Below are 11,994 nucleotides of genomic sequence, written 5' to 3'. Positions count from 1 at the left end.
ATTCATAACTCCTTGGCCGCCGCGGTTTGCAGCCGCCGCAACACACGCTCGACGATTTCTCCGACGTTGGGAATATTGCCGCCCATCCGGTTGATCAGCGTCACCGGGCGGCGGCAATCGATCGCCAGTTTGACGTCGTCGATCATCTGGCCGTTGCTCATTTCGACGCTGAAAAATTCAGCGGCATGCTCCGCCGCCTGCCGGCAGGCGGCAACCGGGAACGGAAACAGGGTGATCGGCCGCAGCAAACCGGCGGCAATTCCCTGCTTGCGCAATTCATCGACCGCGTTGCGCGCCAGCCGTCCCATGATGCCGTAACCGATCAGCACGACTTCGGCGTCAGCCAGTCGATACGCCTCGGAACGCTGCTCCGCCGCGGCGATGGCGGCATACTTTTCCTGGAGACGGATATTGACCGCCTCCAGGTCATCGTGTTCCAGATAGATGGAAGTGATCAAATTGTTCCGGTCCAAGCCGGCATTCAGCGACCACTCCGGTAATTCGCGCTTCGGCAGCGGTTCCGGCAGCGCGACCGATTCCATCATCTGCCCGACCACGCCGTCGGCCAGCATATAGACCGGCGTCCGGTACTTTTCCGCCAGATCGAAGGCCAGAAAGGCCAGGTCGCACATCTCCTGCGCCGAAGCCGGCGCGATGACGATACATTTATAATTGCCGTGGCCGCCGCCCTTGACCACCTGGTTGTAATCGGCCTGCTCCGGCCCGATGTTGCCGAGACCGGGACCGCCGCGGGTGATGTCGACGATCATCGCCGGCAGTTCGCAGCCAGCCAGGTAGGAAACGCCTTCCTGCTTCAAACTGATGCCGAGTCCGCTCGAAGCGGTCATCGCCCGCCGGCCGGCGGCCGCGGCTCCCATCACCATGTTGATTGAGGCAATCTCGCACTCCGCCTGCAGAAAAACCCGGCCAAGCTTCGGAAACAGCCTGGCCGCACTGTGGGCAATTTCACTGGCCGGCGTAATCGGATAACCGAAATAACAGTCGCAGCCGGCCAGCAGGGCGCCGTAAACGACGGCTTCATTGCCTTTCAAAAGCAGCTTATTGGTAAATTCCATAGCTCAATTCTTCTCATCGTTGATTAATTCGAAAATAGCGATCGCCCCCGGCTCCGGGCAGGTGTAAAAACAGCCGCCGCAACCGATGCAGCCGTTGGCGGCGGCAATGGCATAGGGAAAACTCATTTTATTCAGTTGAGTTCCCATTTTCAATACCGAACGGGGGCAGGCGTTGACACAACGTTCGCAGCCTTTGCATTCGTCCGGATTGACCCGGACGCGAAACAGGCGTTTTGATCCACTCATCGACACGTTTTACTCCTCAAGGAAAGATTTCTCAGTTTCATCGATATACTGAAGCATATTGCGGCTTAAAATGTCCTCCGGCTGACGCACGATTTCCAGTTCGCGGGCGAAATACCGGTTCGGGGTGACAATTTCGGCTTCCATGCCGTCCAGATATGTTTCCAGTTGCCGCTGCCGCTTCACTTCGGACTCGACCAGACCGATCAAGCGGGTCAACTCCTGTTCGACGCTGACCGCCGGGGCCCGGTTGATGCTGGTAACCGCCGCGGCCATCCGGCTCAGCAACAGTTGCAGCGCGATGCCCGAACGGTTGCCCAGCGCGGACAACTCCCCGGCAATCACCCCGGGCAGCAAGCGGCAGCCCGGCTCGGCATCGAACAGCTTCGGCAACGCCACCAAATCGGCAGTCAACGCTTCCGAACCATTTTCCGGCTGGTAGCGAAACCGGCGGATGGCGTTGAAACGGCGCTGAAACTCTTCCATCGGCAGCGGATTGTACTGGTTGAAAACCCGCTGGTCCGCCTGGGCGGCAAGATAATATTGAATCTTGTCGGCATCATTCAATTCCGCCGTCTCGACATTGGCCGGAATCTTCTTCAACAGCACCCGGCCGAGCGTCGCATTGAACGCCTGCTCCGGCCCATATCCCTGGACTGCCAGAATCGTCAGATCGCCGAGCAGATTGTCAGCCGTACTGCCGTTGAGATAGAATTGCTCCAGCATGAAAGCGGCAATCTCCTGGTGCAATTCATAAAATGCGCCGCCGACCGCCCGGGCGGCATCGCTCAATTCCAATTCCCGGGCGAAATCCGGCATCGCCCCGGAGAGCAGCAAAAAGCGCAAACCGGGATAATAGCTGACGTTCAACACTTTGATTTCATCCCGGGCGATCCGCAATTTATGGAGCAGGCCGTCGGCAATCCAGCCGGGAAATTTTTCGAGCTGATTTTCCGGATTGATGCCGAGCCGGGCCAACTGGATGGCGCCGGCAATCGCCCGGATGGCGCCGGGATCATCCCGCCAGCGAAGAAAATCCGCCCCCAGGGCAAGTTCGACCGCGCCGTCCGCCACGTTGAGTTCCCAGAGCGCCGCCTGATTTTCCCGGATGATCAGGCGGCAGGGAATGGAACGGCTGCTGCGGCCGCCGCGAAAAGCCCGCACCAACTGGCGGTCGAGTTCCTTCAAGTGGTTCTGAATATCCAGATAGTTGTCCGGCAATTTATCAAAACGGATTTCCAGGCCGGCCGATGTCTGGAATGTTTCCGCGCCGGCCGGACCGGCCGGCACGGCCAGCAACAGCAACAGCAAAATCCCCCGGAGCCGGTATACTTTTCGGATGTGAAACTTCATCATATTTCCGTTTCGGATTGTTTGTCTCCCGCCGTTGGAAATCATCGCGTCCGATCGCACGGCTATCTCGCAATTTTTCCTGGAAAAAGGTTGTTTTTCCCAAGATCGGGATGTAACTTACTCAATGAATATAAACCCGCTGAAGGGAAAAGACAAACCGACGATGAAAAATTTTGACCACGAGTGTTATCCCGTCGCATTGACGATTGCCGGCAGCGACTCCGGCGGCGGCGCCGGAATCCAGGCGGACCTGCGAACCTTCAACGCGTTCGGGGTCTTCGGCTGCAGCGCGATCACCGCCATCACCAGCCAGAACCCGCTCGCTGTCCGCCGAATCGATCCGCTGCCGCCGGAAGCGGTGGCGGCTCAGTTGGCGGCCGTCTTCGAGGCCGTTCAAATCGGCTGCATAAAAACCGGCATGCTCGGCGGCGCCGCGACGATTCAAGCGGCGGCGGAAGGCTTGACGAACCGGCCGTGCAAACTGGTGGTCGACCCGGTCATGGTGGCGACCAGCGGCGCCAGATTATTGCCGGACGAGGCGCTGGAAGTGTTGCGGACCGTGTTGCTGCCGCTGGCGGATTGGCTGACGCCGAACCTGCCCGAAGCGGAATTGCTGCTCGGCCGGCCGCTGCGGCAGCGGGATGAAATGCGGCGCGGCGCCCAGGAGTGCGCCGAACGCTGGCAATGCAGTTGCGTGCTCAAAGGCGGCCATGCGGCCGGCGACCGGGACAATGCGGTTGATATTGTCGCGCACGACGGCAAATTATATGAGCTGTCATCGCCGCGGATCGCGGTGGAGAAGTATTGCGACCACGGCACCGGCTGTACGTTCAGCGCGGCGCTGGCGGCCGGCCTGGCGCTGGACATGCCGTGGAAAAAGGCGCTGGCTTCGGCCAAGGGCTTCGTGCTGGGTTCGCTGGCGGAAGCCGTGCAGATCGGACCGAAACTGCAGGCGATGTATCCGCCTGAGGAAGCGTGGTATGACCGGGTCGAGCTGCGGCGGATAACAATTTAGATCACGGAACAGGAATCGAAGCGGCTTATGATTGGACATGCGAGCGTCGTTCGGTGGGGGTTGATCGCTTTTCTTCTGCTGGGTTGCCATTGGAACTGGCGCGGCGCAGCCGTCGCGGCGGCGGAAACGACCACCATTCGTTCCACGTCGATCAGCGGCCGCAAATACGTGCTGCTGCGCGATGTGGCAAGTTATTACAACCTCACCTACAAGAAACTGAGCAACGGCGTCGAGCTGAGCAGCAAATACAGCAAAATCCTGCTTTATGACAACAAGCGCGGCGCGGTCATCAACGGCGTGCCGGTGACGTTGAATTTCGTGCCGCTGCTGACCCGCGGCAACCGCTATCTCAGTTACAACGATTTCATCAATACGCTCGATCCGATCATGCGCAAAGCGGCGCTGACCGGACACAAGGTGCGGACGATCGTCATCGATCCCGGTCACGGCGGCAAAGCGGCCGGCGCGGTCGGTAAATTCAGCCAGGAAAAAAACAACGCGCTGGTCATCGCCAAAAAGCTGAAAGCCAAATTGGAAAAATTGGGTTACAAAGTGCTGCTGACCCGCAGCACCGATGTCGATTTGGCTTTGACGGCACGGCCGGCGCTGGCCAAAAAGTGGAAAGCGGATCTGTTCATCTCACTGCACAACAACTCGTCGACCGATCTATCGGTGCGCGGCATCGAGACCTTCAGCCTGACGCCGCTCGGCGCGCCCGGATCCTATAACAAGAATATCGAAAAGGAGTGGGTCGCCGGCGACAAATATACCCGCAACAACCAGGCTCTGGCGTTCTACATACAAAAAGGGCTGATCAGCCGGACCGGAGCGGAGAATCGCGGCGTCAAGCGGGCGCGTTTCGTCGTCTTGCGGGATGCCTCCTGCCCGGCTGTGCTGATTGAAATGGGTTTCATTTCCAACGTCAGCGACGAAAAAAACCTCAACAGCAGGGTCTATCAGGAAAAATTGCTGCAGGGCATCGTCGACGGCATCGTCAACTACCGGAACCGGGTGGAGTAAATCCGAACCGGATTTCAGCAATCGAAGAGGAGGAGATGAATTACTGGGGCATTCTTGTCGGCCTGGGCAGTTTCCTGATCATCGGCATTTTTCACCCGATCGTCATCAAGGCGGAATATTACTTCGGTGTCCGGATCTGGTGGATCTTTCTGCTGGCCGGCCTGCTGTTTCTGGCCGCCTCGCTGTGGTGCGCCAATACGGCGGGCGCCGCCTTGCTCGGAGTCCTCGGCTTTACCTGTCTGTGGAGCATCCTCGAACTGTTCGAACAACGCCACCGGGTCCGCAAAGGCTGGTTTCCGCCCGGCCCGTCGCACAAATCCCAATGATGCGACGCGCTTTTCAAGGCGATCAATCAAAAACGGCGACCCGATATCTCGGACCGCCGTTTTCGGTTGAAGTCGGTTAAAGAAGGTTATTCCGCTTTGTCCAAAATGACAAAACTCGGCAATCCCGGGACGTTGAAATAGTCCAGGACCGACTTGACCTGCGGCGCCTCCATATCCTCGGCCTGAAACTTCACGACATGAAACTTTTCCAGCTCCGTTTTCACCGCCGGCGCCTGAAAAGTCGTCCTGTCCATCGCCAGGCAATTCTTGCACCAGCTCGCCCAGAAGTCGATCAATACCGGTTTGCCGTCGGCCGACGCCCGCTGCAGCGTTTCGGTCAACCTCGCCACTTCCTGCTGCGGCTCGCTGTCCGCCGAACTCGCCAGCGGCAACAACGTATAACCGACATAGCCATACCAGCCGGCCGCCGCCAGAATGATGACGCCGAACACCACTTTGACCTTGTTCATCCAGGCGCCGGGCTTCGGCAGCACGGCAAAGCCGGCGCCGGCCAACGGCCACGGCAGCGCCATCGCCAGCCCCAGCACAAACGGCAGCAGCAACCCGAACCAGTTGCCGGCATCGTAAATATTCGAGGCCAGCAGCAAAACCGAGATCACCACCGGCGCCACACAGGCGCCGGCCAGCAGCGCGGCGACCACCCCCATCGCGAAAGCGGTCAACAGCGCCCCCATCCGCAGCTTCTTCGGGTCCAGTCCGCCGCTCCAGCGCGAAAAATCGATCGAAAACCGGTCGAACATCGCCAGAGCCAACACGACAAAAATGCCGGCGATGACGAAGTTGAAGGCCGGCGAGGAGTTCAAAGCGCCGAAACGCGCCTTGGTCAACACCACCACCAGTCCAAGACCGCCATAGGCCAGCGCCATCCCCAAACCGTAAGCCGCTCCCCGGCGGAAACCGGTCCAACGCCGGCCGTCGGCGCCGGCGCCGATGATCGCCAGATTGACCGGAATCATCGGCAACACGCAGGGCGTCAGGTTCAGCCCCAAGCCGCCGAGCACGATCAACGCCAGCAACGCCCAGAAACTCTGGTCGACCGGCAGCCCGTCGGCCGGACCGGCCAGAAAATCGAGAAATTCGGATTCGTTCAGCAAACCGGACTTCTGGCGGGCAATCGTAAACTGTTCCAATTCGGCAGCCAGCGGAGCCGGCAGCGCCGCAACCGCCGGCAGTTTTTCCGGCTGGTTCTCCGCCGCCGGCTGATCCGTCGGCGTCAAAGTTTGGCGGCGCGGCGGAAAACAAACCGCCGGCTGGCCGTCGGCCGCATCCCGGCACCCCTGGTAGCGCACTTCGATCGACAGTGCCGCTCCTTCCGGCGGCGCGTCAAACAGCCAGACCGCCTCCCCGGCCGGATAAATGGCCGCCGTCTCCTGCAGCGTGGTATCGAAATGTTCTTCCGGGGACGGCGATTGTTGCAAAGTCAACCGGGCGCCGTCCGCCGCCGCCGTCACTTCAGTCCGATCGGCATATAGATAACAGGATGGCGCGATCGTCGCAACGACCGCCACCGCGCCCTCCCGGCGTTCCGCATTCCAGACAAACGGTTCTTCTCCGCAGAGGCCGAAACCGCTCAACAACACGGTCAGCAACAGCGCGAAAATTCTCACTCTTCCCATCATATTCTTCCCTCGCAATCTTTCCATCCGCTTCCAGAAGGGCCGGAAATGACGATAAAACGAGGCGGAAAGACCTTTCAGCGGAAACGCCTTTCCTTCCCGCACTCTATTTTCCGAACCTCTTGTCATTTTTTCCCGGCCGGTAAACCGGCCGGGAAAAACTACCGCTTCCGTTATTTCTTCGCCGCCGGCTTGGCCGCCTCTTTTTCCGCTTTCTTCAGCAATTTCTCCAAATGCTTGACATATTTCTCCGCGCCACCGGCCTGATAACCGGTCCGGGCCAGTTCTTCGCCATCGGCCTTGATCAGCACAATGGTCGGAAAACCTTCGACATCATAAGCTTTTGCCATGATATCATTCTGCTCGGCCACTTCTTTCGGCAGAACGGTTTTTTGCGGGAAATCCACTTTAAGCAGAATCAGATGCGCCGCGGCATACTCGGCAAAGGCCGGTTTGCTGAACACTTCTTTGTCCAGTTTGATGCACCAGCCGCACCAGTCGGAACCGGTGAAATCCACCAGAATCGGCTTACCGCTCTCCTTGGCCTGTTTGACCGCCTCACTGTAATTGTTCAGCCAGACCGCCTTGGCTTCCTCTTTGGCCGCCGCTTCGGTCTTAACCGCGTCCTTGGCCGGCGCTTCCGCCGCACAAACACCCATTCCGGCAACCGCAACCGCCGCCATCAAACCAGTCAACATCTTTTTCATCTCATCTCCTCCTGTTTAAAAGGTTAAAAAATAACGTTGAAATAATAGACAGTTATCGATCCGGCCAGGTTCTACCATTTTCTCACTTTTTTTCAATTTTACTCAAAATAAGAAGCAAACCAACTCCTCCGGTTATTCCGCCGCCGCATTTTCCGGCGTTTTTCCCCGGCCATGCCGGCGCGGGTGGAACAGCCGCGTCCAAAAAGTCGTCCCATCTTCCCGGCGGCAGAAAAGGATGTACAACACCGGAATCACGTAGAGCGACAGAAAGGTCGAACTCAACAAACCGCCGATCACCGGCATGCCGCAACTGGCCCGGCTCTCCGAGCCCAGACCGGTGCCGAAAGCCATCGGCACCATGCCGAGAATGGCGGCGATGCTGGTCATGACGATCGGCCGGAACTTGTTCTTGACCGCCTGCCGCATCGCCTCAGCCCCTCGCATCCCGTTCGCCTGATTCATTTTGACGTCGTCCATGATCAGGATGGCGTTGTTGACGACGATGCCGATCAGCATGACCGCGCCGAGCAGTCCGAAAATCGACAGCGGAATGCCGGACAGATAAAGCGACCACCAGATGCCGATCAACGCCAACGGCACCGTGAACATGATCAGGAACGGCTGCAGCCAGGATTCCAGCACGGCGGCAATCAGCAGATAGGTCAGGATGACCGCCAGCAGGATCGTATTGGCGAAGTCGGCCATCGCTTCATTCATCTTTTCAACCATTGCCCCTTCGATGGTTTTGTAGCCGGCCGGCAGGCCGGTAAAAGTTTCGACCTGGGTTGCCAGGTCGCCCAAACCGACGCCCGGCGCCGTATTGGCCAGCACCTTGACGATCCGCTCCCGGTTGGAACGGTTGATCTGGGTCGGCATGGTGTCGTCTTTCAAACCGGCCACCACTTCAATGTTCAACGGCCGGCCGTCTTTGGAGCCGATGCTCAACTCCTTGAGCTGGTCGAGTCCCTTGCGGTCTTCCAGTTTGACCCGGATGTCGTAGGAACGGGCGCCGATCTTGTAGGTGCCGGCCTCGATGCCTTCGAGCGAACCGCGCAGAATCGTCCCGATCGTCTTCGACTGCAGCCCCATATTCTGCAGGATCGGCCGGCGCGGGATGACTTTCTGTTCCGGCTTGCCGCTGCGGACGGTAGTGTCGACGTCGCGGGCCATGCCGGAATCGCGCAGCGCCTGGGCGATCTGCAGACCGTATTCATTCAACTGATCCAGATTTTCCCCGGCAATCTTCAATTCATACTCGGCCGAGGAACCGCCGACGCCGGACGGAATGTTGACCGTGACGATGCAGTTGGACAAATCGGCCAACTGTTCGCGGAACATCGCCAACATGTCGTCGAGCTTTTCGTTCCGTTCGGTTTTCGGCCTGGCCACCACGGTAATTTCGGCCAGGAAAACCCCTTCGGTCGCCTGGCCGACGGAGCCCTGCACTTTGCCGATCACCGTGGCGGTATGTTCGACATTCGGCAGGGCGCGAATCAGCTTCTCCACGTCCCGGGTCCGCGCCAGCGTCGTATCCAGATTGAAGTCGGTCGGATATTCCAGCTTGATGACGAATTCGCCCTGGTCGTCCTTCGGCGTGAAGGTAACGCTGACCGGAATAAAACGGAAGGTCAGGAAAAACAGCACAACGACGCCGGCCAACACCCAGATTACATGGCGCGAAGCGATATCGATCGTCCAGTCGAAGCCGCGCTCCAGGGCGCGGTAAAGTTTATCCATCGTCCCGTTGAACCAGCGCAGCAGCCACCGCGGTTGCGGCATATCACGCCGCAGCCAGATCGAAGCCAGAATCGGCGTCAAGGTAAAACTGATGAACAGCGACACCAGGGTGGCGATGGTCATCACCACCGCAAACGGCACCAGGAACTGGCCGACCAGCGAAGTCATCATCGCCATCGGCACGAACACGACGACATTGGTCATCGCACTGGCGAAAACCGGCACCGCCACCTCCGAAGTGCCGTGCTCGGCGGCGTCTTTCGGATTTTCCCCCGAAGCGAGTTTCTTGAAGATATTTTCGATGACGACGATCGAATTGGTGACCAGCACGCCGACGCTGGTACCGAGCGCCAACAATGTGAAGGTATTCAACGTATACTCCATCATCGCCATGATCCAGAAGGTGACGACGATCGAAACCGGCATCGAAATGACGATGATGAACGTCGAACGCGGTTCATGCAGAAAAGCGAACAAAATGACCGCAGTCAACAGAATGCCGATGACAATGCTGCCGACCGCATCATCGACCGAGGATTGGATGAAAGCGCCGGAGTCGCGCACCCAGACCAGCCGCATGCCGCCCGGAATCTGTCCGGCAGCTTGCAGTTCATCGACCGTGTCGCGGATCGCGTTGATCACCTTGATCGCGTTGGCGTCGCCTTTCTTGACGATCTTCAAAATGACGCCCGGTTCGCCGTCGTAAAAAGCCAGCGTCCGTTTCTCCTTCGACTGTTTGGTGATCACCGCGACGTCGCGCAGATAGATGCGCCGTCCCCTGTCGTTGCCGATTTCCAGCGCGGCAAGGTCGTCGAAGCTCTTGAATTCCGAATCGTAGGTGACGTTCACCTCCTGAATGCCGCTTTTGATCCGGCCGGCCGGCACTTTGAGGTTGGCCGCCTCGATCTTCTGGATAACTTCCGGAATGGTCAAACCGAGTGCCGCCAGCTTTTCCTTGCTGATCTCGATCTGGATCTCCAGCGTATCGCCGCCGGAAACCTGCACTTCGGCGACGCCGAGAATCGTCGACAGCCGGTCGGCCAGCTTTTCGTCGGCATAATCGTACATTTCATCGATCGGCAGCTCGCCGACCAGCATCAGGGTGATCACCGGAGTAGCGGCCGGATCGAACTTCTGAATTTTCGGATCCTCGGCGGCGGCCGGCAAATCATTCTTCACCAGGTCGATTTTTTCGCGCACATCCATCGCGGCAATGTCGACGTCGACGCCGAGCTGGAATTCCAAAGTCAGAATGCAGATATTCTCCATGCTGGTGGAATTCATATCCTTCAAACCGTTGATCGTGCCGACCGAATCCTCCAGCCGTTTGGCGATTTCAATTTCAATCTCTTCCGGGCTGGCGCCCGGATAGACGACCGTCACAGTGACATACGGCACATCGACATCCGGATAAAAATCCAATCCCAGTTTGCTGTAGGAACTCAGCCCGAACAGCAGCATGACCAGGATCACACAGGTCATCGCAATCGGCCGGGCCACGGAAGCCTTGCTCAGAAACATACTTTCACTCCCCCTGCGCAGTCCGGCCGATCACCGAAACCCTGTCGCCGTTGTTCAGGAAAGCCTGCCCCTCGTAAATAATCTCGCTGTCCTTGAGCTCCGTTCCGTCCAGCAACTCGGTGTAGCCGCCGTCGACGATGCCGACCCGGACGGTGACCGCTTCGGCGATGCCGTTTTTATCGACATAGACGATCCGGCGATCATTCTGCCGCAGCAGCACCGCCTCGCTGGGGACGCCGTAACCATGGCTCCGCCGCAGAACCAGATCGATGTCGCACAGCATGCCGCTGACGATTTTGTCGCTCTTCGGCAAAGTGATCTTGATCTCGAAAGTCCGGCTCAATTTATCGATGCTCGGCGAACGGTAACTGACCGGCACGGTGGCGAGCTTTTCCCCGTCGATGCTGTAGATCACCGCCGGCGTTTTGCCGGCCACGACGGTATCATAATACAGCGAACTGATCAGCAGCGAGATTTCATAGGCGTCCTGATTTTCCAGCAGCAGAATGATATCGCCTTCCTTGACGTACTCGCCCTGATCCTTGCTGGTGGAGACGACGACGCCGTCGAACGGCGCTTTCACCGTCGAATCGTCGTACTGCTTCTCGGCAATTTTCAAGTTGCCCTCTTCCTGCTTGAGCTTGGCCGCCATATGCCCCTCCACCGCCTCGGCTTTTTTGATGTTGGCCTCGGCCTCCTGGAAATTGAGCACCGCCCGCTCGAACGCGTCGTCGGAAATCGCCCGGCTCTGGCTGAGCTGCAATGCCCGGTCATAATCTTTGCGCGCCTTTTCCAGGATCGTCCTGGTCAGTTCCAGATCCACCTTGGCGGTTTCCAGCTCCGCCTTGGCTACTTCCACCTTCTGCTTCTGGATTTCGACATTGTTGAACAGGTTGCTCTCATCGACCTGAAAGAGTTCCTCGCCCCGTTTGACGATCTGGCCGTCCCCGACATTTTTCTTGTCCAGGTTGCCATTGATCCGGCTGGATATCTCCGCTTTCTGCATCGGCTGCACATTGCCCTGCACCCGGATGCTCCAGGTGAAATCCCGCTCGACCGGCCGGGTCACCCGGACGGACTGAATCCGCTCCTGCGGCAGCGCCGCCTTCTTCTGCTCTCCGCACCCCGGGAGGCTCAGCGCCATCCCGACCGCCGCCGCAACGCAGACAATCTGCCGACCACTCCTCTTCATACTTTTTCTCCAGATCATTATCGGTTATTTCTCTTGAAAATCAAGCGGCCCTACCGCCTCAGCAAACGATCCCGCCAATCCCATTTCCACTGAATTCACCGACGGCCGAAGCCGCCGCGCCACCGATTGAAACGCCAATACTTCAAAATACTCCGAAAATCAAATCG

At 58.5% G+C, this 11,994-nt stretch carries 10 protein-coding genes; 3 read left to right on the top strand and 7 right to left on the bottom strand.

The window, feature by feature from the left end; genetic code table 11:
• Nucleotides 1-2: 2 nt before the first annotated feature.
• Genes vorB through HWX74_RS08920 form a run of 3 tightly spaced genes read right to left on the bottom strand, consistent with a single transcriptional unit; the run spans nucleotide 3 to nucleotide 2,672 of the window.
• Nucleotides 3-1,076: a 3-methyl-2-oxobutanoate dehydrogenase subunit VorB gene (gene vorB / locus HWX74_RS08930; RefSeq protein WP_176013207.1), complete on the bottom strand. Its 1,074-nt coding sequence runs from the start codon at nucleotides 1,074-1,076 to the stop codon at nucleotides 3-5.
• A 3-nt stretch (nucleotides 1,077-1,079) separates the two neighbouring features.
• Nucleotides 1,080-1,322 (bottom strand): ferredoxin family protein, encoded by a 243-nt coding sequence (locus HWX74_RS08925; RefSeq protein WP_176013206.1) that lies wholly within the window; start codon nucleotides 1,320-1,322, stop codon nucleotides 1,080-1,082.
• 9 nt (nucleotides 1,323-1,331) lie between these two features.
• Complete coding sequence (locus HWX74_RS08920) at nucleotides 1,332-2,672, bottom strand: hypothetical protein (RefSeq protein WP_176013205.1); 1,341 nt, start codon at nucleotides 2,670-2,672, stop codon at nucleotides 1,332-1,334.
• Nucleotides 2,673-2,835: 163 nt separating this feature from the next.
• Here HWX74_RS08920 and thiD point away from each other — a divergent pair, with 163 nt between their 5' ends.
• The 3 genes from thiD to HWX74_RS08905 are packed head-to-tail and all read left to right on the top strand — an operon-like array spanning nucleotide 2,836 to nucleotide 5,033.
• Entirely contained in the window at nucleotides 2,836-3,687 is an 852-nt protein-coding gene (gene thiD / locus HWX74_RS08915) for a bifunctional hydroxymethylpyrimidine kinase/phosphomethylpyrimidine kinase (protein WP_176013204.1), read from the top strand.
• A gap of 27 nt (nucleotides 3,688-3,714) precedes the next feature.
• Nucleotides 3,715-4,707, top strand: coding sequence for an N-acetylmuramoyl-L-alanine amidase (locus tag HWX74_RS08910; RefSeq protein WP_176013203.1), 993 nt, complete (start codon nucleotides 3,715-3,717; stop codon nucleotides 4,705-4,707).
• A 35-nt stretch (nucleotides 4,708-4,742) separates the two neighbouring features.
• The gene (locus HWX74_RS08905; protein ID WP_176013202.1) at nucleotides 4,743-5,033 is read left to right on the top strand and encodes a DUF4491 family protein; all 291 of its coding nucleotides are present in this window, start codon (nucleotides 4,743-4,745) and stop codon (nucleotides 5,031-5,033) included.
• Between the two features lie 86 nt (nucleotides 5,034-5,119).
• Here the strand turns inward: HWX74_RS08905 and HWX74_RS08900 are convergent, their stop codons facing one another.
• From HWX74_RS08900 to HWX74_RS08885, 4 genes are all read right to left on the bottom strand, one after another.
• Complete coding sequence (locus tag HWX74_RS08900; protein ID WP_176013201.1) at nucleotides 5,120-6,670, bottom strand: cytochrome c biogenesis protein CcdA; 1,551 nt, start codon at nucleotides 6,668-6,670, stop codon at nucleotides 5,120-5,122.
• Between the two features lie 173 nt (nucleotides 6,671-6,843).
• Complete coding sequence (locus HWX74_RS08895) at nucleotides 6,844-7,377, bottom strand: thioredoxin family protein (protein ID WP_217704903.1); 534 nt, start codon at nucleotides 7,375-7,377, stop codon at nucleotides 6,844-6,846.
• Nucleotides 7,378-7,509: 132 nt separating this feature from the next.
• Nucleotides 7,510-10,635, bottom strand: a complete 3,126-nt coding sequence (locus HWX74_RS08890; RefSeq protein WP_176013200.1) for an efflux RND transporter permease subunit — start codon at nucleotides 10,633-10,635, stop codon at nucleotides 7,510-7,512.
• A 4-nt stretch (nucleotides 10,636-10,639) separates the two neighbouring features.
• Complete coding sequence (locus tag HWX74_RS08885) at nucleotides 10,640-11,827, bottom strand: efflux RND transporter periplasmic adaptor subunit (RefSeq protein WP_176013199.1); 1,188 nt, start codon at nucleotides 11,825-11,827, stop codon at nucleotides 10,640-10,642.
• Nucleotides 11,828-11,994: the final 167 nt, after the last annotated feature.

The organism is Victivallis sp. Marseille-Q1083 (assembly GCF_903645315.1).
GTDB lineage: Bacteria > Verrucomicrobiota > Lentisphaeria > Victivallales > Victivallaceae > UMGS1518.
The sequence above is the reverse complement of the archived record's forward strand: the minus strand, read 5'-3'. Positions and strand labels throughout refer to the sequence as shown.